Origin of the sequence: Thioalkalivibrio versutus, from assembly GCF_001020955.1 — a bacterium.
GTDB lineage: Bacteria > Pseudomonadota > Gammaproteobacteria > Ectothiorhodospirales > Ectothiorhodospiraceae > Thioalkalivibrio > Thioalkalivibrio versutus.
This window is the reverse complement of record NZ_CP011367.1, coordinates 2,595,457-2,618,844: the sequence shown is the minus strand read 5'-3', so window position 1 is coordinate 2,618,844 and position 23,388 is coordinate 2,595,457. Positions and strand designations below refer to the sequence as shown.

At 67.2% G+C, this 23,388-nt stretch carries 20 protein-coding genes, 1 tRNA gene and 1 pseudogene; 17 read left to right on the top strand and 5 right to left on the bottom strand.

Annotation, left to right across the window (positions count from 1 at the left end):
* Positions 1-7 precede the first annotated feature (7 nt).
* From gatB to TVD_RS12130, 3 genes are all read left to right on the top strand, one after another.
* The gene (gatB, locus tag TVD_RS12140) at positions 8-1,441 is read left to right on the top strand and encodes an Asp-tRNA(Asn)/Glu-tRNA(Gln) amidotransferase subunit GatB (RefSeq protein ID WP_047251703.1); all 1,434 of its coding nucleotides are present in this window, start codon (positions 8-10) and stop codon (positions 1,439-1,441) included.
* 30 nt (positions 1,442-1,471) lie between these two features.
* A complete protein-coding gene (hslO, locus tag TVD_RS12135; RefSeq protein ID WP_018145251.1) occupies positions 1,472-2,368 on the top strand; it encodes an Hsp33 family molecular chaperone HslO in 897 nt (298 codons plus the stop codon).
* 165 nt (positions 2,369-2,533) lie between these two features.
* Positions 2,534-2,950: a hypothetical protein gene (locus TVD_RS12130; RefSeq protein ID WP_019567622.1), complete on the top strand. Its 417-nt coding sequence runs from the start codon at positions 2,534-2,536 to the stop codon at positions 2,948-2,950.
* Positions 2,951-2,970: 20 nt separating this feature from the next.
* Here TVD_RS12130 and TVD_RS12125 read toward each other — a convergent pair whose 3' ends face one another.
* The gene (locus TVD_RS12125) at positions 2,971-3,726 is read right to left on the bottom strand and encodes a HesA/MoeB/ThiF family protein (RefSeq protein WP_018951641.1); all 756 of its coding nucleotides are present in this window, start codon (positions 3,724-3,726) and stop codon (positions 2,971-2,973) included.
* 169 nt (positions 3,727-3,895) lie between these two features.
* Here TVD_RS12125 and TVD_RS12120 point away from each other — a divergent pair, with 169 nt between their 5' ends.
* On the top strand, positions 3,896-4,246 hold the full coding sequence (locus TVD_RS12120; protein WP_018951640.1) for a hypothetical protein: 351 nt from the start codon (positions 3,896-3,898) through the stop codon (positions 4,244-4,246).
* A gap of 87 nt (positions 4,247-4,333) precedes the next feature.
* Here the strand turns inward: TVD_RS12120 and prmC are convergent, their stop codons facing one another.
* Genes prmC through hemA form a run of 3 tightly spaced genes read right to left on the bottom strand, consistent with a single transcriptional unit; the run spans position 4,334 to position 7,568 of the window.
* On the bottom strand, positions 4,334-5,188 hold the full coding sequence (gene prmC / locus TVD_RS12115) for a peptide chain release factor N(5)-glutamine methyltransferase (protein WP_047251702.1): 855 nt from the start codon (positions 5,186-5,188) through the stop codon (positions 4,334-4,336).
* Entirely contained in the window at positions 5,188-6,273 is a 1,086-nt protein-coding gene (gene prfA / locus TVD_RS12110; protein ID WP_047251701.1) for a peptide chain release factor 1, read from the bottom strand. The genes prmC and prfA overlap by 1 nt, the downstream gene beginning before the upstream one ends.
* Positions 6,270-7,568: a glutamyl-tRNA reductase gene (gene hemA, locus TVD_RS12105; RefSeq protein WP_047251700.1), complete on the bottom strand. Its 1,299-nt coding sequence runs from the start codon at positions 7,566-7,568 to the stop codon at positions 6,270-6,272. Before hemA ends, prfA begins: the two co-directional genes overlap by 4 nt.
* Before the next feature lie 169 nt (positions 7,569-7,737).
* Here hemA and TVD_RS12100 point away from each other — a divergent pair, with 169 nt between their 5' ends.
* The 9 genes from TVD_RS12100 (at position 7,738) to grxD (ending at position 15,474) form a co-directional block, all read left to right on the top strand.
* Entirely contained in the window at positions 7,738-9,483 is a 1,746-nt protein-coding gene (locus TVD_RS12100) for a tetratricopeptide repeat protein (protein WP_047251699.1), read from the top strand.
* Positions 9,480-10,145: a lipoprotein insertase outer membrane protein LolB gene (gene lolB / locus TVD_RS12095; protein ID WP_047251698.1), complete on the top strand. Its 666-nt coding sequence runs from the start codon at positions 9,480-9,482 to the stop codon at positions 10,143-10,145. Before TVD_RS12100 ends, lolB begins: the two co-directional genes overlap by 4 nt.
* A gap of 26 nt (positions 10,146-10,171) precedes the next feature.
* Positions 10,172-11,026 (top strand): 4-(cytidine 5'-diphospho)-2-C-methyl-D-erythritol kinase, encoded by an 855-nt coding sequence (gene ispE / locus TVD_RS12090; protein WP_047251976.1) that lies wholly within the window; start codon positions 10,172-10,174, stop codon positions 11,024-11,026.
* A 119-nt stretch (positions 11,027-11,145) separates the two neighbouring features.
* Positions 11,146-11,220: transfer RNA gene (locus TVD_RS12085), tRNA-Gln, on the top strand.
* Positions 11,221-11,536: 316 nt separating this feature from the next.
* On the top strand, positions 11,537-12,475 hold the full coding sequence (locus TVD_RS12080; RefSeq protein WP_196799408.1) for a ribose-phosphate diphosphokinase: 939 nt from the start codon (positions 11,537-11,539) through the stop codon (positions 12,473-12,475).
* A gap of 139 nt (positions 12,476-12,614) precedes the next feature.
* The gene (locus TVD_RS12075; protein WP_018937284.1) at positions 12,615-13,316 is read left to right on the top strand and encodes a 50S ribosomal protein L25/general stress protein Ctc; all 702 of its coding nucleotides are present in this window, start codon (positions 12,615-12,617) and stop codon (positions 13,314-13,316) included.
* A 24-nt stretch (positions 13,317-13,340) separates the two neighbouring features.
* A complete protein-coding gene (pth, locus tag TVD_RS12070; protein ID WP_018951633.1) occupies positions 13,341-13,970 on the top strand; it encodes an aminoacyl-tRNA hydrolase in 630 nt (209 codons plus the stop codon).
* Positions 13,967-15,061: a redox-regulated ATPase YchF gene (ychF, locus tag TVD_RS12065; protein WP_019571494.1), complete on the top strand. Its 1,095-nt coding sequence runs from the start codon at positions 13,967-13,969 to the stop codon at positions 15,059-15,061. Before pth ends, ychF begins: the two co-directional genes overlap by 4 nt.
* 83 nt (positions 15,062-15,144) lie before the next feature.
* Complete coding sequence (gene grxD, locus TVD_RS12060; protein ID WP_018145267.1) at positions 15,145-15,474, top strand: Grx4 family monothiol glutaredoxin; 330 nt, start codon at positions 15,145-15,147, stop codon at positions 15,472-15,474.
* A 91-nt stretch (positions 15,475-15,565) separates the two neighbouring features.
* On the opposite strand, the gene rnt is transcribed toward grxD, so the two are convergent.
* Complete coding sequence (gene rnt / locus TVD_RS12055; protein WP_018145268.1) at positions 15,566-16,252, bottom strand: ribonuclease T; 687 nt, start codon at positions 16,250-16,252, stop codon at positions 15,566-15,568.
* 297 nt (positions 16,253-16,549) lie between these two features.
* Here rnt and aceE point away from each other — a divergent pair, with 297 nt between their 5' ends.
* From aceE to TVD_RS12035, 4 genes and pseudogenes are all read left to right on the top strand, one after another.
* Complete coding sequence (gene aceE / locus TVD_RS12050) at positions 16,550-19,213, top strand: pyruvate dehydrogenase (acetyl-transferring), homodimeric type (RefSeq protein WP_047251697.1); 2,664 nt, start codon at positions 16,550-16,552, stop codon at positions 19,211-19,213.
* A pseudogene (aceF, locus tag TVD_RS12045) lies at positions 19,209-20,564 on the top strand (dihydrolipoyllysine-residue acetyltransferase); the annotation flags it as partial. The gene aceE and the pseudogene aceF, both read left to right, overlap by 5 nt.
* 19 nt (positions 20,565-20,583) lie before the next feature.
* Complete coding sequence (gene lpdA, locus TVD_RS12040) at positions 20,584-22,371, top strand: dihydrolipoyl dehydrogenase (protein WP_047251695.1); 1,788 nt, start codon at positions 20,584-20,586, stop codon at positions 22,369-22,371.
* 6 nt (positions 22,372-22,377) lie between these two features.
* Positions 22,378-23,343, top strand: coding sequence for a MotY family protein (locus TVD_RS12035; protein ID WP_047251694.1), 966 nt, complete (start codon positions 22,378-22,380; stop codon positions 23,341-23,343).
* Positions 23,344-23,388 lie beyond the last annotated feature (45 nt).

Sequence of the window (23,388 nt, the reverse complement as noted above, 5' to 3'; positions counted from 1 at the left end):
CCTGCACATGGAATGGGAAACCGTCATCGGGCTGGAGATTCACGCCCAGCTCAATACCGTCTCCAAGATCTTCTCCGGGGCGCCCACCGCCTACGGCGCCGAGCCCAACCGCCAGGCCTGCCCGGTGGATCTGGGCATGCCCGGCGTACTGCCGGTGCTGAACCAGGGTGCGGTGGAGCGGGCCGTGATGCTGGGGCTGGCGATCAATGCCGAGATCACCCCGCGCTCGGTGTTCGCGCGCAAGAACTATTTCTACCCGGACCTCCCCAAGGGTTACCAGATCTCGCAGTTCGAACTGCCGATCGTGGGCCTGGGTTATCTGGATATCGAACTGGAAGACGGCACCATCAAGCGCGTCGGCGTGACCCGCGCGCACCTCGAGGAGGACGCCGGCAAGAGCCTGCACGAGGGCTTCGAGGCGATGACCGGCATCGACCTCAATCGCGCCGGCACCCCGCTGATCGAGATCGTCTCCGAACCGGAGCTGCGCTCCGCGAAGGAGGCCGTCGCCTACATGAAGAAGATGCACTCGCTGGTGCGCTATCTGGATATCTGCGACGGCAACATGCAGGAAGGCAGCTTCCGCTGTGACGCCAACGTCTCGGTGCGGCCCAAGGGCCAGACCGAGTTCGGCACCCGCGCGGAGCTGAAGAATCTGAACTCCTTCCGCTTCGTCGAGCGCGCCATCAACTTCGAGGTCGAGCGTCAGATCGACCTGATCGAAGGCGGCGGTTCGGTGGTGCAGGAGACTCGCCTGTACGACCCGGATCGCGATGAGACGCGCTCCATGCGCAGCAAGGAAGAGGCGAACGACTACCGCTACTTCCCCGATCCGGACCTGCTGCCGCTGGTCGTGGATAACGCATTCATCGACTCCGTGCGCGAGAAGCTGCCGGAACTGCCGGATGCCAAGCGGGCGCGCTTTGTCGAACAGTACGGCCTGTCCGACTACGACGCCGGCGTACTGACCGCTGCGCGCGACATGGGCGATTTCTACGAGGTCGTGGCTGCCGGTTGCGGTGCGCCCAAGCTGGCCGCCAACTGGGTGATGGGTGAGTTCTCCGCCGCGATGAACCGCTCCGAGGTCGAGCTGGCGGATGCCCCGGTCAATGCCGAGGGTCTGGCCGGCCTGCTCGCGCGCATTCAGGACGAGACCATCTCCGGCAAGATCGCCAAGGAAGTCTTCGAGGCGATGTGGAACGGCGAAGGCGACGCCGATACCGTGATCGCGGCCAAGGGGCTCAAGCAGATCACCGATACCAGCGCGATCGATACCATCATCGACGAGGTCATGGCCAACAACCCGCAGCAGCTCGAGCAGTATCGCGGCGGCAAGGACAAGCTGTTCGGCTTCTTTGTCGGCCAGGTGATGAAGGCGACCCAGGGCAAGGCCAACCCGGCCCAGGTCAACGAGCGCCTCAAGTCCAAGCTGGACGGTTGATGCCGTTGCGTATTTCGGAGTCCTGCCACCATGCGTGAGACCGATACCCTCCACCGCTTCATGCTGGAGGAGGCCGGGGTACGCGGCGAGTGGGTGCACCTGGACGCCTCCTGGCAGGCCCTGCTGGAGCTTCACGAGTACCCGCCCGTGGTGCGCGACTTGCTGGGCCAGGCCTATGCGGCCGTTGCCCTGACCGCCGCCACGCTCAAGTTCGACGGCTCGCTGATCCTGCAGATCACCGGCCCCGGGCCGGTGCACATGATCGTCGCCCAGGCCGATGGCCAGGGGCGGCTGCGTGGCCTGGCGCGCTTTCGCGAGACCCCGCCGGAGGGCGCGACCCTGGCCGAATGCGCCGGCGAGGACGCACGGCTGATGCTGACGCTGGACCCGGGCGACGGCAGCGAGCGCTATCAGGGCGTCGTGGAGCTGGAGGGCGACTCGCTGGCGGAGGCGATGAACGTCTACTTCGAGCGTTCGGAACAGCTGCCGACCCGGTTGTGGCTGGCGAGCGGGGCGCAGTCCGCCGCCGGTCTGCTGTTGCAGGCGCTGCCGGCCGAGGGTGGCAATGCGGTGACGCGCGACTCGGAGGAGTGGAACCGCGCCACGATCCTGGCCGAGACCACCACCGCTGACGAGTTGCTGAAGCTGGACGCTGGCGCCCTGCTGGGCCGGCTGTTCGCCGAAGAGCGGGTGCGCCTGTTCGACGGCACGCCGGTGACTTTCCACTGCCCCTGCTCGCGCGAGCGCATCGCCGAAACCCTGCGCAGTCTGGGGCGTGACGAGATTCGCAGCATCATCGAGGAGCAGGGCGCGGTGGAGGTGACCTGCGAGTTCTGCAACGCGCATTACCACTTCGATCCGGTCGACGCCGAGGCCCTTTGTGCGCCCGAGGTTGCCCAGCCGCCGATCCCGGACACCCGCCAGTAGACAGGGCTTTCCGGGGTGCCCCCGATCCCGAAGCCTTTCCCGGACTCCCCTCGTTAGCCTGTCGTGACGTTCGGCAACTCTGCCGCAGGGACCCGTGGTCCCCATCATCCCCCGGCCTTGCTATAGAACAGACTGACCTTGCAGCAGTCTGCAGACGAGGGCGCGATGTATTCCCGGCACACCGAAATCCCGACCCTGGATGTCCGCCCCGGCTGGCTGGTGGAGGCGCGCTATTTCAACCAGGTGCGTCGCGCCCTGGCTCGGCTGGGACCGGAGATCCGCCTGTCGCCGTCGGGGCTCAAACAACTGGACCTGATCCTCCAGCGCGATGCCTGGATCGTCGTGGACCGGGTGCTGAACGATATGCCGGTGGTTGCCTGGACGGCCTTCCATTCCCGTGGTCGGCGCAGCCTGCATCGCCCGGTCGCCTGCGAGCTGTTGCTGTTCCATGCCATGGCCAGCATGGTGATGAACCGCACGCTGTCTGCGATGGAGGCGGAGCTGAGCGCGGCGATTGCCGAAGCTGCACCACCGCCCTCACTCGGCAAGGTCCTGCCCTTTCATCCCCGCTCCTGTGCCTGATCCGCGCGTATCCGTTCGTTTCAGGCCGGGGCGTGGCGGTGGCTGCACGCCGGGCAGGCGGGGTCGCGGCGCAGCCGGATCTCGCGGAACTGCATGGCGAGCCCGTCGAGGATCAGCAGCCGGCCGCTCAGGATCGGCAGACCCATGAGCAGCTTCAGGGCCTCGGTTGCCTGCAGGCTGCCGACCACACCGGGCAGGCTGGCCAGCACGCCGTTGGCGGCGCAGGTGTCCTCGTCGCCGCCCCCCTCGCCGTACAGGCAGTGGTAGCAGGCGGCCTCCGGATCGCGGTAGTCGAAGGTGGTCAGTTGTCCCTCGAAGCGGATTACCGCCCCGGAGACCAGCGGCGTGCCGGCCGCCAGTGCGGCGCGGCTGATGGCCCCGCGCGCGGCGAAGTTGTCCGTCCCGTCCAGTACGACGTCGGCGCTGGCGAACAGCCGGGTCATCGCCGCGTCATCCAGGCGCTCGGCGCGCGTCTCCACCTGGCAGCCGGGGTTCATGGCCGCCACGCGATCGGCGGCCGAGGCCACCTTGTCGCGGCCGATGTCCGCATCGGTATGCAGGATCTGGCGCTGCAGGTTGGTCACCTCCACATGATCCGGGTCGACCAGCGTCAGCCGGCCCACCCCGGCTGCGGCCAGGTAGGCGGCCACCGGTGAGCCCAGCCCGCCGAGCCCCATGATCACTGCATGCGCCTGCTGCAGGGATTCCTGCCCTTCGATGCCCACGCCGGGGAGCATGATCTGGCGGCTGTAGCGCAGGAGTTGGTCGTCATCCATGGGGCAATCTCCGGGGTAAGGCCGAAATTGTAACCGGCGTCACGCTCGTGGACGGGCTCAGTTAGGAGCCATTCAGGAACGCTGCATACGCTTGATCCTGGCAATCCTGCCACAACCCCGGGCCGTCGATGCCCTCTCAAGGCGGCCTGCATGGAAGGAGGGATCCCTCATGAAACGACTCGCCATTCTGGCGCCGGCCGCGCTGCTGGCATTCGCCCTGTCCGCCCCGACGCATGCGGCCCATCCGGTCGCGGCGGCGGGTGCCTCGACCTTCGATGCGGGTGCCCTGCAGCACGTGCGTCACGGCCATTCGAGCGGGCACAAGGACTACCGTGGCCATCCCGGCGCGCGGGGGCACAAGCAGGCGAAGCGTGCGAAGAGTCGTGGGCGTGGCCACCAAAAGCATTCACGTGGTCACGAGCATCATCACTATCACTACTACGACCATCGTTCGAGCCACTACCGCCACCGGTCTTCCCCCGCCGGTTCGGTCAACCTGCACCTGCGTCTGCCGTTCTGACCCGAGAGCGGCTGTCTCACGCTGGGCCCCGGCCATCTGGCCGGGGCCTTTTTTGTGGCCGGGGCATGCGGGGCACGTTGATGTCGTTCAGTGTCTCCCCAGGCTGGTCCGTTCGTGGCCGGCGGGATCCTTCTGGGTGTGGACGTCCCGATAGCCTGCCTGCTGCAGCCGTTGTCGAACGCGTTCGCCCTGGTCGAAGCCGTGTTCCAGGAGCAGCCAGCCGCCGGGCTTCAGGTGGGGGCGGGCGTTGTCGATCACCCGGTGCAGGTCGGCGAGGCCGTGTTCCGCCGCAGCCAGGGCGGTGCGTGGCTCGAAGCGCAGGTCGCCGCGCGTCAGGTGCGGGTCGTCCGGGTCGATGTAGGGCGGGTTGCAGGTAATGACGTCGAAGTGCGGCTGCGGGGTCAGTGCGTCGAGCCAGTCGCCCTGCCAGAGCTGAACCAGGAGCCCCAGCGCGTGCGCATTGGTCTGCGCCTGCTGCAGGGCGCCCTCGCTGCGGTCGCTGGCAAAGGCCTGGATGTCCGGGCGTTCGCTCTTCAGCGCCAGGATGATGGTGCCGGGGCCGGTGCCCAGATCGAGTACGCGGGGTGCGTCGGTGTCGAGCTCGTCGATCACGGCCAGCGCCTGTTCCACCAGCAGCTCGGTCTCGGGGCGTGGGATCAGGCAGACGGGGGAGACGCCCAGCTCCAGCGTCCAGAAGGCGCGGCGACCCAGGATGTGCGCCATGGGCTCGCCGGCGCAACGGCGCTGGCAAAGCGCTTCGGCGTGGGCGGCCTGTGCGGTACTGGCGGGGTCGCTACCGCGCGCGATCAGCTGCGCGGTGTCGAGGCCGGTAGTGGCACTCAGGAGCATGCGCGCCTCCAGCCCCGGGCTCTCGACGCCCGCCTGCTGAAGGCGGGTACGCAGGCCCTGCAACAGGGTATCCAGCGTGGGTGGGGCCTCCATTACGCCTCCGCGAGGGTGGCGAGCTGCTCGGCCTGGTATTCGTGGATCAGCGGGTCGATGACCGGGTCGAGGTCACCGGCCATCACCTGTTCCAGCTTGTACAGGGTCAGGTTGATGCGATGGTCGGTCACCCGGCCCTGCGGGAAGTTGTAGGTGCGGATGCGCTCGGAGCGGTCGCCGCTGCCGACCAGACCCTTGCGTTCGGCGCTCTGCGCGGCCGCCTGGGCCTCGCGCTCGGTCTCGAAGATGCGCGCCGCCAGGTAGGTGAGCGCCTTGGCCCGGTTCTTGTGTTGCGAGCGTTCTTCCTGGCACTCGACCACGATGCCGGTGGGCAGGTGGGTCAGGCGCACGGCGGAGTCGGTCTTGTTGATGTGCTGTCCGCCGGCGCCGGAGGCGCGGAAGGTGTCCACCCGCAGGTCGGCCGGGTTGATCTCCGGCATCTCGACCTCCTCCAGTTCCGGCAGGATGGCGACCGTTGCGGCGGAGGTATGGATGCGGCCCTGGGATTCGGTCTCGGGGACGCGCTGCACGCGATGAGCGCCGGATTCGAACTTGAGCCGGGAATAGGCGCCTTGCCCTGCCAGGCGCGCGATGACCTCGCGATAACCGCCGTGTTCGCCCTCGCTGGCGCTGAGGATCTCCAGCTTCCAGCGCTGGTTTTCGGCGTAGCGGGTGTACATGCGTAGCAGGTCGCCGGCGAAGATCGCGGCCTCGTCACCGCCGGTCCCGGCGCGGATCTCCAGGAACACGTTGGCGTTGTCGTGCGGGTCGCTCGGGATCAGGTGGCGATAAAGCTCCGCCTCCAGCGCCTCGGTCTGTTCGGTCAGGGATTCGATCTCGGCCTCGGCCATGGCGCGCAGATCGGCGTCGTCCTCCTCGAGCATCGCGCGCGCCTCTTCCAGCGCCGCGTGGTTGTCGTGCCAGGCCTTCCAGGCCTCGGCCACCGGTTCCAGCTGGCTGTATTCCTGTGACAGGCGGCGCAGCTGGTCCGGGTCCTCGGCGGCGTCGGGGGTGGCCAGCAGCTGCGCGATCTCGGCATGGCGTTCAGTCAGGCCCTCGAGCTTGGTGCGGAACGAGGCCTTCACGAACGGGCGCCGGAGTCGGAATCGTCGCCGGGGTCGTCTTCCGGGGCGGGCAGCTGGAACAGCCGGTGCGCGGCCTCCAGCAGGCGGGCGTCGCCCTCGTGCGCGGCGGTGTTCAGCGACTTGCAGGGGGCGTGCATCAGCTTGTTGGCCAGGTTGTGCGCCAGCAGCTGCATGGCCTCCTCGGGCGACTTGCCGGCGCGTAGCATGGCCTCGGCCTTGGCCAGCGCCTCGGCCTTCACGCTGTCGGCGCGCTGGCGCAGCTGGCGGATGCTGTCCACCGAGTCGCGGGCGCGCAGCCAGCGCATGAACTCGCCGGCGCGCTGGGTGATGATCTCTTCGGCCTGTTCGGCAGCGGCCTGGCGCGAGGCCATGTTCTCGTCGATGACCTCCTGCAGGTCGTCCACGGTGTAGAGGTAGACGTCCTCGAGCTGGCCGACCTCGGGCTCGATGTCGCGCGGCACGGCGATGTCCACCATGAACATCGGTTTGTGCCGGCGCTTGCGCAGCGCGCGTTCCACCGCACCCTTGCCCAGGATCGGCAAGGGTGCGGCGGTGGAGGAGATGACGATGTCGGCATCGGCCATGCGATCGGGGAGCTGGTCGAGGCTGATGGCCTCGGCATCGAAGCGTCCGGCCACCGCGCGGGCGCGCTCCACCGTGCGGTTGGCGACGATGACGTTGCCGATGCCGCCCCCGGAGAGATGCTGCAGGGCCAGTTCGATGGTCTCGCCGGCGCCGATCACCAGGGCGGTCAGCGGCTTCAGGTCGCCGAAGATCTGGCGTGCCAGTGACACCGCAGCGAAGGCGACCGAGACCGCGCTCTGACCGATGGCGGTCTGGGTGCGCACGTCTTTGGCGGTGGCGAAGGCGTGCTGGAACAGACGCTCCAGCGAGCGCCCGAGCGTACCGGCGTTGTGGGCGTGCTGGTAGGCGGTCTTCATCTGCCCCAGGATCTGCGGTTCGCCGAGGACCATGGAATCCAGCCCGCTGGCCACGCGCAGAGTGTGACGCACGGCCGAGCCATCGTGGTGCAGGTAGAGGTAGGGTTTCAGTTCGTCGCGGTCGATGCCGTGGTAGCCGCCGATCCAGTCGATGACGCGCTGCTCGCTTTGCTGATCGTCCTCGCGGAAGTACACCTCGGTGCGGTTGCAGGTGGACAGGATCGCGGTTTCCGGCAATAGCACGCCGGAACGCAGCGAGTGCAGGGCCTCGCCGAGTTCGTGCTCGTTGACGGAGAGCCGTTCGCGAATGGCGACCGGAGCCGTCTTGTGATTGATCCCGAGAGTGAACAGCATGCTGGCGCGTATTGTGCCGGAAAACGCGGGCGCGTGGCCGAATTTCCCGATAGTGTACTGTGCTGTACGGTTAGCAGGAGTTGCCGCGCGCCGGCCGGACGTCTCCGTATACCCGTTGTGTGGAACCTGCGCTGTGGAACCCTGGGGCCGCTGCCCCGTCCCATCCGATATGGCCGCAATGATCCCGATTGGACACAACATGATTCGAAGCCTGCTCGCGCTCACCGCCGTGTTCTCCCTGGTGGGTTGTGCGCATACCCCGCTGGACGCCTCCGAACCGCCGGAGTCGGATCGCCCCGAGGTGCTGCCCTTGATGCAGACCCAGGATCCGGAGGCTGTGCTGATGTTCAGCGTCCTGGCCGCCGAGATCGCGGTGCGCTCCGGCGAGCATGCCGAGGCGGCGCGCTATTACGGAGCCGCGGCGTTGCTGAGCGACGATCCGGCCATCGCCGAGCGTGCCACCCGGATCGCCTTGTTCGCGCGCGAGCCGGAACACGCACAGCGTTCGGCCGACCGTTGGCTGCGTCTGGCCCCCGAGAGCACCGATGCCAGCCAGGTCTCGACGGTCCTGCGGATCAACGCCGGTGATGCCGAGCAGGCGGCCGAACAGCTGGATTCGCTGATGAATCGCGTCGTGGTGCAGGGCGGCGACCCCTACGCGACCCTGGGTGGTGTGATTGGTCAGGCTCAGGACCAGCAGGCGGCTATGGAGACCATGCACCTGCTGGCCGAGCGCCGCCGCGACGACGTGGGCGTGCATCGCGTGCAGGCCGAGGCCGCGCTGCGCTTTGGCGAGCCAGGCGAGGAGGTGCTTGCGGTGACCGAGCGGGCCGCCGAGCGCTTCCCGGAATCGGTCCAGCTGCGTTTGCTGCATGCACGGGCCCAGAGCGAGGCCGGGCATGACGATGCGGCGGTCGAGACCCTGCGCGCGACCGTGGAGGCGCACCCGGACAGTCGCGAGGCGCGTCTGGGATACGCGCGGGTCCTGACCGAGATGGAGGATGACGTCTTCGCCCGCGAAGAGATGGACCGTCTGGTGGAGATGGCGCCGGAGGATACGCAGCTCCTGCTGGCGCTGGCGTTGATGAATCTCGAGGCGGAGCAGCTGGGGCCCGCGCGGGATTACCTCGAACGCCTGGATGCCCTGGGCGAGCGCGAGAACGACGTCGCGTACTACCTGGGGCGCTTGCACGAGATGGCCGACGAGCCGGAGGCCGCCCTGGGCGCCTACGCCCGCGTGGAGGCCGGTGACCATGCCGAGGATGCCCGCCTGCGCAGCGCGCGCCTGACACTCAAACACGACGGGGCCGAGGCCGCTCGTGACCTTTTCGACCCCATGCAGCAAGGCGTGGATGAGGATCTGGCCCGGCGCGCCTATTTGGCCGAGGCGAACGCCCTGCGCGAGCTGGGCGAGTATGCCGACGCCCGCAGCCGGTTGAACCGCGGCCTGGTGCAGTTTCCCGGGAATACGCAGTTGTTGTACCTGCGCGGACTGGTGCACGAGCGCGAGGATGACATCGCGGCGGCCGAGGCCGATTTCCGCACGATCCTCGAGTCCGATCCGGAGAATGTCGCCGCGCTGAATGCCCTGGGTTACACCCTGGCGGATCGAACCGATCGCTATGACGAGGCCTACGAATTGATCCTGCGCGCCTACGAGCGGGAGCCGGATGACGCCGCGATCATCGACAGCTATGGCTGGGTCCTGTACCGCCTGGGTCGTCTCGAAGAGGCCGAGACCCAGCTGCGGCGTGCCTACTCGCTGTCGGAGGACGGCGAGATCGCCAGCAACCTGGCGGTGGTGTTGTGGGAGCGTGGCGAGCGTGCAGAAGCCCGGGAGGTCCTAGAGGCCGCGCTGGACCGCGAGCCCGGGCATGAGCGCCTGCAACGCGTGCGCAACGATCTGATCGAATGAACGGGCACGGGATGACGCGACCGCCGCGACGGATCCGGGGCGCGGGGTGGCTGGCCGGGCTGGTGGGTGGCTGGGGGCTGTTGCTCGCGGGCTGTGCTGCCCCTCTGCCCGAGGCGGACACCTCGCCAGCGGCCGAGGCGGCCTTCGAGGAGCGCACCGAGCAGCTCGTGGCGCTAGACAGCTGGCGGCTGGTGGCGCGTCTGGGTCTGGCCTCCGGGGAGGAATACTGGTCGGCCCAGCTCAACTGGCGGGTGCAGGAAGGTCAGCATGTGCTGGACCTGTCCGGCCCGATGGGGCGCGGCGGCGGTCGTCTGACGCTCTCGGATAACGGGCGCGCGCTGCTGGTCACGCGGTCCGGCGAGCGCTTCCAGGCGCAGGACCCGGATACCCTGGTGGCCCGGGTGCTGGGCGAATCCATCCCGGTCAGCGGGATGATCTACTGGGTGCGTGGCCTGCTGCACCCGGAAGCCTCCTACCAGCTGGATATCGATGCGGACGGCCGTCCCCTGGAGATTTTGCAGTCCGGCTGGGCCATCGAATACACCGAATTCGAGGAGGTTGACGGCGTTTCGATGCCGGTTGCCATGGTCCTCGAACGCGAGGAGGTCGAGTTGCGCGCGCGCATCGGCCGGTGGCAGCTAGGGCCGGACGAGACGTGGTGAGTGCGGCGACGGGCGGGGGGTTCGGGATGCCGTTTCCGGCCCCGGCCAAGATCAACCGTTTCCTGCACATCACTGGCCGCCGGCCGGATGGTTATCATGAGCTGCAGACGGTGTTCCAGTTCCTCGGGCTGGAAGACCACCTGCGCTTCGATCCCCTGCCCGAGGGGCGCTTCGAGATGGCCTGCGAGGCCATCGATGGGCAGGACAACCTCTGCCTGCGGGCGGCCCGGCGCCTGGCCGAGGTGGCGGACAAGTCCTTCGGCGTGCGCATCCACCTCGAAAAGCGGATCCCGGTGGGGGGCGGCCTGGGTGGCGGCAGCTCCGATGCCGCCACCACGCTGGTGGCCCTGAACTACCTGTTCGATCTGGGGTGTCCAGTCGAGCAACTGGCGGCGATCGGGCTGGAGCTGGGGGCCGACGTGCCGGTGTTCGTCGCCGGACATGCCGCCTGGGCCGAGGGGGTGGGTGAGCGGCTTGCGCCGGTGGCCCCGGATACCGGCTGGATTCTGCTGATTGATCCGGGCGTTTCGGTTGCCACGGGGGCCATGTTCGGGTGTGCGGAATTGACACGCGACTGCGCCACCGAGACAATTTCGTCCGCGATCGATGCCGAGCGGTTCGTGAACGTGTTCGAACCGGTCGTTCGGGCGCGCTATCCGGAGGTCGATCACGCGCTGGCCTGGCTGGCGGATCAAAGCCCCCGGGCGCATTTGAGCGGGAGTGGCGGCTGTGTGTTCGGGATGTTTCCCGATGAGGGGGCGGCCCGGGCAGCGCAGTCCGCGCAGCCCGCCCCGTGGAAAAGCTGGGTGACGACGTTGCAGAACACGTCACCCTTGCAGGCCTGGTTACCGCCGTGCGGCGGTAACCCCGAAAAAGAATAAGTCCACGCAAGGGTGGCGCGCAGCGCCATCATCCTGCCGGCCCGAATCGGCCTTGCCGATTCGCGGGGTGAGCCGGGCACGGCGCCGGTCAGGAAGTACAATAGAGTTCAGGGAGATATTGGGCCGTAGCCAAGCGGTAAGGCAGCGGGTTTTGATCCCGCCATGCGCAGGTTCGAATCCTGCCGGCCCAGCCATACAATCAGACCCGCGCCTCGGGCGCGGGTCACCCAAACTGCCGGGACGGCAGGATGAGAACCGGGTTCGACTCGAGCGGCGTAGCCGCGAGAGAACGCCGCCGCAGGCGGCGGCCCGGTTTCCATGAGGTGGGGGCGGCGCGCAGCGCCGTAATCCTGCCGGCCCAGCCAACAACCGCTTCGCGCCAGAAGGGCGCGAAGCAAAACCATCAAGACCCCGGTCCCGATCCGGGGTCTATAATTTGGAGCTCGGGCGTTCTAGCGCGCTCGCTCCACTCCATCCAGACCGGGACGAACCGTGGTCGACAAGAATCGCATGATGATCTTCGCGGGCAATGCGAACCCGCGTCTCGCCCAGGCCGTTGCGGAACACCTGGGGCTGCCGATGGGCAAGGCCATCGTGGGGCGTTTCAGCGATGGCGAGGTGCAGGTCGAGTTGCTGGAGAACGTGCGCGGCCGCGACGTCTTCCTGATCCAGCCGACGGGGCAGCCGACCAACGAAAACATCATGGAGCTGGTGATCATGGTGGATGCGCTGCGCCGCGCCTCGGCCGGACGCATCACCACGGTGATCCCGTATTTCGGTTATGCGCGCCAGGACCGTCGTGTGCGCTCGGCGCGGGTGCCGATCTCGGCCAAGGTGGTCGCCAACATGATCGAGGCGGTGGGCGCGGATCGCGTGCTGACCATCGACGTGCACGCCGACCAGGTTCAGGGTTTCTTCAACGTCCCGGTGGACAACATCTATGCCTCGCCGGTGCTGCTGGGCGATGTCTGGCGGCATGTCTCGGGCGATTTGACCGTGGTGTCGCCGGATGTCGGCGGGGTGGTGCGTGCCCGAGCCATCGCCAAGCGGCTGGATGACGCCGATCTGGCGATCATCGACAAGCGCCGCCCGCGGGCCAACGAATCCGAGGTGATGCACATCATCGGGGATGTGCGCGGCAAGTCCTGCATCATCATTGACGACCTGGTGGATACCGCCGGCACGCTCTGCCAGGCCGCGAAGGCCCTGAAGGCACATGGAGCGCACTCGGTGATGGCCTATGCCACGCACCCCGTGCTTTCCGGCGCGGCAATTGATAATATAAACGGTTCGGCGCTTGACGAGCTGGTGGTGACCGACACCCTGGCCCTGCAGCCTAATGCGCAGGCCTGCGAAAAGATTCGTCAGCTGTCGGTCGCGGAGATGCTTGCGGAGACCATCCGACGCATCAACCTCGAGGAGTCCGTCAGCTCCTTGTTCATGGACTAGGCCCGTGTGGGCTGGAACTGTGGACGGGCGATAACCGATTTCGGGAGGCTTGCCTCCCATTCAGCGCCCCGCCTGGTCGCGGGCGGGGTGTGTTCAAGGCGCTTCGGGTGAAGCGCCTTTCATTTTGGAGACCGTAGCAATGAGCATGAGCTTTACCATTGAAGCCGAGAAGCGTGACGAACAGGGTTCGAGTGCGAGCCGCCGCCTGCGTCGCGTTGGCAAGCTGCCCGCCATCCTGTACGGAGCGGACAAGGACGCCGTGGCCATCACGCTGGATCACAATGCGATGGTCCACAACCTCAAGGAAGATGCGTTCTATTCGCACATCCTGAGCGTGAAGCTGGGCGGCAAGACCGAGAAGGCGATCCTGCGAGATGTGCAGCGCCATCCGTTCAAGCCGACCATCTACCACGTCGACCTGATGCGCGTGAGCGCCAATCAGCCGATCCGCGTCAGCGTGCCGCTGCACTTCCACAACGAGGAAGAGTGCAAGGGCGTGAAGCTGGGCGGTGGCATGGTCAGCCGCATGATCAACGAGCTCGAGGTCGAGTGTCTGCCGGGCGACCTGCCCGAGTCTATCGATCTCGACGTGATCGAGCTGGATGTCGGTGACACCGTGCACATCTCCGAGCTGAAGCTGCCGGAGGGCGTGCAGAGCGTGGCCCTGATGCACGGCGAGGAATACGACTACGCCGTGGTCAGCGTGCTGCTGCCGCGTTCCGCGAAGGCGGAAGAGGAAGAGCTCGAAGGCGAAGCCGCGGAAGCCGAAGGTGGCGCAGAAGCCGAGGGTGGCGACGAGGCCGCTTCCGGCGACGAGTCGGAGTCCGGGGACAAGGAGTAAGCCTTGCGGCTTGCCGCCTGACTGATGGCGATCCAACCCGAACCGATCCGTCTCGTGGTCGGGCTGGGGAATCCGGGCCCGCGTTATGCCGAAACCCGGCATAACGCGGGTTTCTGGTTTGTGGACACCCTGGCCCGCCGCCATGGCACGGAGTTCCGCCCCGAGAGTCGCTTCGATGGTGAAGCGGCACGTCTGACCCTGCCGGACGGCGACTGCTGGCTGCTCAAGCCCATGAGCTTCATGAACAAGAGTGGCCTGCCGGTACGCAAGTGCGCGGATTTCTACCGCATCCCGCCCGCGGCCATCCTGGTCGTGCATGACGAGCTGGATCTCGATCCTGGCGTAGTGCGGCTGAAGCTGGGCGGCGGCCATGGTGGACACAACGGGCTGCGCGATCTGCACCGCCACATGGGCGGGCCGGACTACGCCCGGCTGCGGGTCGGGATCGGCCACCCGGGGCATCGCGACGACGTGGTGCCGTTCGTGCTCGATCGCCCTGGGCGGGATGATGCCCGGGCCATCGAGGAGGCCATCGATACGGCCCTGGACCAGATCCCGGCCCTGGTGGCCGGGCGCTGGGACGAGGCCGTGCGCAATCTGCATGGGGGTGGGTCGAAGCCGGCCGGCCCCAAGAACTCCGAGGAAGCCCGATGAGTCTGAAATGCGGGATCGTGGGCCTGCCGAATGTCGGCAAGTCCACCCTGTTCAATGCCCTCACGCGCGCGGACATCGCGGCGGAGAACTACCCCTTCTGCACCATCGATCCAAACGTGGGCGTGGTGGAGGTCCCGGACCCGCGGCTGACGCGGCTCGCCGAGATCGTGAAGCCCCAGCGCACGCTGCCGACCACGGTCGAGTTCGTGGATATCGCCGGTCTGGTCGCGGGCGCCGCCCAGGGCGAGGGGCTGGGCAACCAGTTCCTCGCCCATATCCGCGAGACGGATGCGATCGCCCAGGTGGTGCGCTGTTTCGAGGACGACGACATTGTGCATGTCGCCGGCAAGGTCGATCCGCTGGCGGATATCGAGACCATCAGCACCGAGCTGATGCTGGCGGACCTCGAGACGGTGAACAAGGCGCTTTCCCGTCTGGCACGTGCGGCCAAGTCGCAGGACAAGACCGCCATCGCCCAGTTGCAGGCGGCCGAGAAGGTGTCGGCGGGCCTTGATCAGGGCATTCCGGCACGGGCGCAGGGTCTGGACGAGGACGAGCGTCGGGCCCTGTACGACCTGCACCTTCTGACCCTCAAGCCGGCGATGTACATTGCCAATGTTGACGAGGCCTCGCTGTCCGCTGGCAATGCCATGGTCGAGGCCGTGCAGGCGAAGGCGGCCGAGGAGGGCGCCGAGGTGGTCAGTGTCTGCGCCGCCATCGAGGCCGAGATCGCGGTGCTGGATCCCGAGGAGCGTACCGAGTTCCTGGCCGACCTGGGGCTCGAGGAGCCGGGGCTGGACCGGGTGATCCGGACGGCCTACCGCCTGTTGAGCCTGCAGACCTTCTTCACCGCGGGCGAGAAGGAGGTGCGTGCCTGGACCGTTCGCCAGGGCTCCACTGCGCCGCAGGGGGCGGGGGCGATCCACACCGATTTCGAGCGCGGTTTCATCCGTGCCGAGGTGGTGGGGTACGACGATTTCGTCGGATACAACGGCGAGCAGGGCGCGAAGGACGCGGGCAAATGGCGCCTCGAAGGCAAGGAATACGTGCTGAGAGAGGGCGACGTGGTACATTTCCGCTTCAATGTCTGAGCGTTATACTAGGAAATAAGTTTGGGGCGTGCCGCGATGCGCGGCTGGGCCCTGTTTTGGCACCAAATTTCGGGAGTACAGTAATGGACGTAATGGATCGCATCCGCCAGCAGGTGGAAGACAATCCGGTGGTGATCTTCATGAAGGGCACCCCGCAGTTCCCCATGTGCGGGTTCTCCAGCCGTGCGGTGGAGGCGCTGAAGCGCTGCGACCAGGAATTCGGCTACGTGAACGTGATCGCGGATCAGGAAGTCATGCAGAACCTGCCGCGCTTCGCCGACTGGCCAACTTTTCCGCAGGTCTATATCGACGGCGAACTGGTCGGGGGCTGCGACATCACCCTCGAGATGTTCGAGAGCGGCGAGCTGAAGAAGATGGTCGACGAGGCCCACGCCAAGCGCGCGGCCAGCTAGGCTGAACCGGCCCGGCGGCCATACGGTCGTCCGGCATATGACCCGTCACCCGGGCGCCCTTGTGGCGGCTCGGGTGACGGGTTTTTTGCGTTCAACTCCCGGGCGGGAGCTCTTCCGGGTCGGGCAGGCGCAGGGCATTTTGTGGCACCCCGATCCCGTCCTGCCAGCGGTTGGTGATCTGGCAGAAGATGTCCGCCGTCTTTTCCGCATCGAAGGCCGCGCTGTGCGCCGACTCGGTGTCCCAGCCCAGTCCTGCGGCGTCCGCCGCGCGCGCCAGCACGGTCTGGCCGAAGGCCAGTGCCGCCAGGGATACCGTGTCCAGGCTGCTGAACGGGTGGAACGGGTTGCGCTTGATGCCGCAGCGCTCGGCCGTCGCGTGCACGAAGCCCAGGTCGAAGTGGGCGTTATGCCCCACCAGCACCGCGCGCTTGCAGTGATTGACCTTCACCTCCCGACGTACCTCGCTGAACACCTTGCCCATCGCCTGATCCTCGGGGTAGGCCGCGCGCAGCGGGTGGTAGGGGTCGATGCCGTTGACCTCCAGCGACTTCGGGTCCATTTCCGAACCCTCGAACGGCCGCACATGCACGCTGACCGTGCGGTCGCGCACCAGGTGGTCGTTCGCATCGCGGCGCAGAAACACCGCAGCGATCTGCAGCAAGGCATGTCGGTGGCAGTCGAAGCCGCCGGTCTCCACGTCGACGACCACCGGCAGGAAGCCGCGGAAGCGGTTCGCCATCGGGCGGTGATTGGGGTCCAGCTGCAGAGTTTCGGGCATTGAGGTACTCGGTTTCGGGTGCGGCGGTGGTTCGGGATGTCGGCGGCGCCGGGCGGGGGATTGTCCCGCGTTCCGGCTGTTTAGGCGGGTTGCGAGCACTTTGCGCACGTTCCCGCAGATTTCCCCGACGATCGGCGCCATAGCGGGCTTTCGCTTGACCTGTTGGCGGCACAGTCGGGATACTTGCGCCTTTTATGCCCGCCCGACACCGGCGCATGGTAGCAAATGCCCGACCGCCCGGTGGCCCGGCCCTGTAGTGGCAACCCGATTCCCAACCCGTTTTCAGGGGTAGAACGCATGGACCCGAACGCGACCGAACACGATATCGACCCGCAGGAGACCCAGGAGTGGATTGACGCCCTGGCCTCCGTGCTGGAGACGGATGGCCCCGAGCGGGCACATGCCCTCCTTGAACGTCTGGTCGACAAGGCGCGCCGCAGCGGGGCCTACCTGCCGTACTCCGCCAACACCGCCTATGTGAATACCATCCCCACGCACCTGGAGCCGGAATATCCGGGCGACGGCGCGGTGGAGCATCGCATTCGTTCCTACATCCGCTGGAACGCGATGGCGATGGTGGTCAAGGCCAACCGAGCCTCCGCCGAACTGGGCGGACACATCGCGACCTTCGCCTCCGCCGCGACGCTGTACGACGTTGGCTTCAACCACTTCTGGCACGCCCCGTCGCATGACCACGGTGGTGACCTGCTGTTCGCCCAGGGTCACTCCTCGCCGGGCATCTACGCCCGCGCGTTCATGGAGGGGCGCCTGACCGAGGAACAGCTGGATCACTTCCGCCGCGAGGTCGACGGCAAGGGCCTGTCGTCCTACCCGCACCCGTGGCTGATGCCCGACTTCTGGCAGTTCCCGACGGTCTCCATGGGGCTTGGCCCGATCATGAGCATCTACCAGGCGCGCTTCATGCGCTACCTGCAGGATCGCGGCCTGGCGCAGACCGAAAACCGCCGCGTGTGGAGCTTTGTCGGCGACGGCGAGGTGGACGAGCCCGAGACCCTCGGTGCAATCACCCTGGCCTCGCGCGAGAAGCTCGACAACCTGACCTGGGTGGTCAACTGCAACCTGCAGCGCCTGGACGGCCCCGTGCGCGGCAATGGCAAGATCGTGCAGGAGCTGGAGGCGATCTTCCGCGGCGCTGGCTGGAACGTGGTCAAGGTGCTGTGGGGCCGCTACTGGGACCCGCTGCTCGCCAAGGACACCGACGGCCTGCTGCAAAAACGCATGATGGAGGCGGTCGACGGCGACTACCAGAACTACAAGTCGCGTGACGGCGCCTACGTGCGCGAGCACTTCTTTGGCAAGTATCCCGAGCTCAAGCGCATGGTGGCCAACATGTCCGACGAGGACATCTGGCGCCTGAATCGCGGGGGGCACGACCCGGTCAAAGTCTATGCGGCCTACAAGGCGGCCACCGAGCACAAGGGACAGCCGACCGTGATCCTCGCCCACACCGTGAAGGGCTACGGCATGGGCGCGGCGGGCGAGGCCCAGAACCGCACCCACAGCCAGAAGAAGATGGATGCGGACGACATGAAGCAGTTCCGCGACCGCTTCAACATCCCGCTGTCCGACGAGCAGGTGGAGAAGGCCGAATATATCAAGCCGGATCCCGACTCCGAAGAGATGAAGTACATGAACGCGCGGCGCAACGACCTGGGCGGTCACCTGCCCGTGCGTCGGCCGCTGGCCACGCCGCTCGAAGTGCCCGGGCTGGATGCCTTCAACGGCCTGCTGGAGGCTTCCGGCGAGCGCGAGATGTCCACCACCATGGCCTTCGTGCGCCTGCTGACCCTGCTCGCCCGCGACAAGAAGATCGGCAAGAACATCGTCCCGATCGTGCCCGACGAGGCACGGACCTTCGGCATGGAAGGGCTGTTCCGCCAGCTGGGGATCTATTCCTCGGTCGGCCAGCTCTACGAGCCGCAGGACAAGGAACAGGTGATGTATTACAAGGAGGACAAGAAGGGCCAGATCCTGGAAGAGGGGATCAACGAGGCTGGCTCCATGTCCTCCTGGATTGCCGCGGCCACGTCCTACTCCACGCATGGCGTGGCGATGGTGCCGTTCTACATCTTCTATTCGATGTTCGGCTTCCAGCGGGTCGGCGACCTGATCTGGGCCGCCGGCGACATGCGCGCGCGCGGCTTCCTGATGGGCGCGACGGCCGGGCGCACCACGCTGGCCGGCGAAGGCCTGCAGCATGATGACGGTCACAGCCTGATGATGGCCGCCAACGTGCCCAACTGCATCGCCTACGACCCGACCTTCGCCTACGAGCTGGCGGTGATCGTGCAGGACGGCATGCGCCGCATGTACGCGGAGCAGCAGAGCGTCTTCTACTACATCACCGTGATGAACGAGAACTACCCGCAGCCGGCCATGCCGAAGGGCGCCGAGGAAGGCATCCGTCGCGGCCTGTACCGGTTGCAGGCCGGCGGACGCAAGAAAAAGAAGGTGCGCCTGCTGGGTTCCGGAACCATCCTGCGCGAGGCCATCGCCGCCGCCGAAATGCTGGACAAGGACTTCGGCGTGGCCGCCGAGGTCTGGAGCGCGACCAGCTTCAACGAGCTGGCCCGCGACGGCCGCGATGCCGACCGCCATGCGCGCCTGAACCCGGAGGCCAAGCCACGAAAGTCCTGGGTCGAGGAGTGCCTGGGCGGCTCGGACGACCCGGTGGTGGCCGCCACCGATTACGTTCAGGCCTACGCCGACCAGATCCGCGCCTTCGTGCCGGCCGACTATCGCGTGCTGGGAACCGATGGCTTCGGCCGCTCGGACACCCGCGCGGCGCTGCGCCGGCACTTCGAGGTCGATCGTTACCACATCGCGGTCACGGCCCTGAAGGCCCTGGCCGACGCCGGGACCGTCGAGGCCAAGACCGTCTCCGACGCGATCAAGAAGTACAAGATCGACGTCGAACGGCCCAACCCGTTGCAGGCCTGAGGCCGCCGGTACCGAGGCAGGAGCAGACATGAGCAACACGACTACCGTGCACGTACCGGACATCGGTGACTTCAAGGACGTCGAGATTATCGAGGTGATCGTGAGCCCCGGGGACACCATCGCCCCGGAGGATCCCCTGATCACGCTGGAATCGGACAAGGCCTCCATCGAGATCCCGGCCCCGCAGGGCGGGACCGTAAAGGCGCTCAAAGTGAAGGCCGGCGATCGCGTCAACGAGGGCGACCCGATCCTGGAGCTGGAACCCTCCGACGAGGGTGCCGCCGAGGACAAGTCCGCGAAAGACGAGCCGCCGAAGCCGGAAGCATCCTCTTCGGATGCCAAAGCCGAATCGGCCCCCGAGGCCGAAAAGCCGCAGCCCTCCGAGGCGCCGAAGGCCGCCGACCGGGCCGACCCGCGCCCGTCGCCCACCGAGCACATCCGTGACGAGTCGGCCTTCCGCAAGGCGCATGCCTCGCCGGTGGTGCGCAAGTTCGCGCGCGAGTTGGGCGTGGACCTGAGCAAGGTCGAGGGTTCCGGGCGCAAGGGGCGCATCCTGCGCGAGGACGTGCAGGGCTTCGTCAAGCGCGCCTTGAGCCAGGGCGCCGGTGGTGGGCTGGGGGTCGAGCCGATGCCGGAGATCGACTTCTCCGAATTCGGCCCGATCGAGACCCAGCCGCTGTCGAAGATCAACAAGCTCACCGGCAAGAACCTGCACCGCAACTGGGTCACCGTCCCGCACGTGACCCAGTTCGACGAGGCCGACATCACCGAGCTCGAGGACTTCCGCAAGTCGCTGAAGGCCGAGTACGAAAAGAAGGGCGTGAAGGTCACCTTCCTGCCGTTCCTGATGAAGGCGGTGGTCTCCGCGTTGAAGCAGTACCCGCGTTTCAACGCCTCGCTGGACGCGACCGGCGAGAACCTGATCATCAAGCAGTACTACAACCTCGGCATCGCGGTGGACACCCCGGACGGCCTGGTCGTCCCGGTGGTGCGCGACGTGGACCGCAAGAGCCTGGTCGATATCGCCTCCGAACTCATGGACCTGTCCCAGCGTGCCCGTGACAAGAAGCTGAAGCCGGCGGACATGCAGGGGGGATGCCTGACCATCTCCAGCCTCGGCGGGATCGGCGGGACCCAGTTCACGCCGATCGTGAACGCCCCCGAGGTCGCGATCCTCGGCGTGTCGCGCTCCAGCATGAAGCCGGTCTGGAACGGCAAGGAGTTCGAGCCGCGCCTGATCCTGCCGCTGGCACTGTCGTACGATCACCGGGTGATCGACGGCGCCCTGGGCGCGCGCTTCGCTACCACGCTGAGCGGGCTGTTGTCCGACATGCGCCGCATGCTTTTGTAATCGCAACCGGAGTGACTGGATGAGCCAGACCAAGACCATCGAGGTCCCGGACATCGGGGATTTCAAGGACGTCGAGATTATCGAGGTCCTGGTGCAGCCGGGCAGCGAGATCGCCCCGGAAGACCCGCTGATCACCCTGGAGTCCGACAAGGCGACCATCGACGTGCCCGCCCCCGAGGCCGGCACGGTGAAGAAGCTGCACGTGAAGGTCGGGGACAAGGTGTCCAAGGGCAGCAAGCTCCTGGATCTCGAGGGGAGTGGCGAGGCCGCGGGCGGCGCGGATGCGCCGGCGTCCGGCGGCGGCGAAAAGGCCGAATCCGCGAAGGCGGAGTCCGGCGCCGCGAGTGCGCCGAAAAAGGCGGCGGCCCCCAAGGCGGCCGCCGACCCGAACACCGACAGCCAGTGCCAGGTGCTGGTGCTGGGTTCCGGCCCCGGCGGTTATACCGCCGCCTTCCGCGCCGCGGATCTGGGCCTGGACGTGGTGATGGTCGAGCGCTATCCGCAGATCGGCGGCGTGTGCCTGAACGTCGGCTGCATCCCGTCCAAGGCGCTGCTGCATGCCGGCGAGGTGCTGCACGAGGCCGAGCGCTTTGCCGCGCTGGGTATCAAGTTCGGCGAACCGGAGATCGATCTGGAGGGCCTGCGAGGCTACAAGGGCGGCACGGTCAAGAAGCTGACCGGCGGGCTCAAGCAGCTGTGCAAACAGCGCAAGGTGCGCGTGGTCCAGGGCGTCGGCGAATTCACCGGCGCCAACAGCATCGCAGTGGAGGGCAATGACGGCCGCGAGGTGATCGGCTTCGAGCACGCGATCATCGCCGTTGGTTCGCAGGCGATCAAGCTGCCCGGCTTCCCCTGGGACGACGAGCGGGTGATGGATTCCACCGACGCGCTGGACCTGGCGGAGATCCCGGACCGCATGCTGGTGGTTGGTGGCGGCATCATCGGCCTGGAGATGGCCTGCGTGTACGAGTCGCTGGGGGCGAAGGTCACGGTGGTGGAGCTGTCCGACACCCTAATGCCGGGCGCGGACCGCGACATCGTGCGCCCGTTCGAGAAGCGCGCGAAGAAACGCTTCGAGAATATCTTCCTGAAGAGCAAGGTATCCGGTGCCAAGGCCACCAAGGCCGGGATTGTCTGCCAGTTCGAGGGCGAGGCCAAGGGCCTGCCGGAAGAGGACACCTTCGATCGCGTGCTGGTCGCCGTGGGCCGCGGCCCGAACGGGGCGAAGATCAAGGCCGAGGCGGCCGGCGTGCAGGTGAGCGAGCGCGGCTTCATCGAGGTCGACAGCCAGCAGCGCACCAACGTCGAGCACATCTTCGCCATCGGCGACGTGGTCGGCCAGCCGATGCTGGCGCACAAGGCCACTCACGAGGGCAAGGTCGCCGCCGAGGTGATCGCCGGGCACAAAGTCCACTTCGACGCCCGCGCGATCCCGTCGGTGGCCTATACCCACCCCGAGGTCGCCTGGATGGGCGTGACCGAGGAGCAGGCCAAGGCCGACGGCATCGAATACACCAAGGGCGTGTTCCCCTGGGCTGCCTCCGGCCGGGCGATCGCGCTGGGTGCCGAGGACGGCCTGACCAAACTGCTGTTCGATGCGGATGGCCGCGTGATCGGAGCCGGTATCGTCGGCCCGTCCGCGGGCGACCTGATCGGCGAGGCGATGCTGGCGCTGGAGATGGGCGCCGAGATGGAAGACATCGGTCTGACGGTGCACCCGCACCCGACGCTCAGCGAGACGGTGGCCTTCGCCGCCGAGGTCGCGCACGGCTCGATCACCGACATCCTGCCGCCGAAAAAGCGCTAGCGGGTCGTGGCCCGCTTGCGCCAGTGGCTGCGTTGCGCACTCCCGGGATTGGTGCTGCTGGGGGTGGGTATGGCCACGGCGGGTGCTGCGCCCTACAGCGAACCGCTGGAGCGTAGTGACTGGCAGCTGACCGAGGAAGAAGCCACCTGTCGCATCCAGCAGACCGTGCGTCACGGCGGTACGCTGCGTTTCGAGGCCCGGCCGGGCCTGTTGACCGCAGTCTTCTGGCAGGCCCCCTACGCGATGCCGGCGGGCGTCACGCCGCGGCTGCGCACCGGCGCGCCCGAATGGCTGCGTCCGGCGACCCAGTCGCCCCTGGATCTGCGGCTGCAGGCCCATGACGATCGCTTGTTCCGGGTGCCACAGGGATCGGCCCAACTCCTGAAGGCCCGCCTGCTGGCAGGCCATGACGTGCGCATCGATTTTCCCGATGGTGACGACTCGGTGCACTTTCGCGGCATTCGTTTTGCCCTCCGTGCGCGCGATTTCCGCGCCTGTTATGGCGGGCAGGACGCGCCTGCCGCGAGCCCGGACGGGGGCGCGCTGGATCGCTGGAGCGTTTACTTCGAAACCGGTAGCCATCGTCTGGATCCCGAGGCACGCGAGGTTCTGGAGCGCGCGGCCCGCATCCTGACGGCTACGGAGACCCCGCGCGTTCGGGTCGTTGGCTGGACGGATGCCGCCGGGCCGTTGGAGATCAACCGTCCCCTCAGCCGCAATCGTGCGGAGGTGGTACGTCAGGCACTGGTGGAGGCGGGTCTCCCGGCTGCGGGTGTCGAGATCGAGGCCCCGGGTGTCGACCCGGCCGCCGATGGCGCGCGCCAGGCCTCGCGGCGCAGTGATATCTGGTGGCTGGACAGCGGCGATGCGGACGCGGGTGACGCCCCCGTCGCCGACACGGAAGGGTCCGAGGGCCGCGTCCCCGGCCCCGTTCCGGATCCGGCCGCACCCTCCGCGACCCCGGCGTGGTAGTGACGCCGGTCGCGAAAACGACTATATCTTTACCTTAGGAAAAGG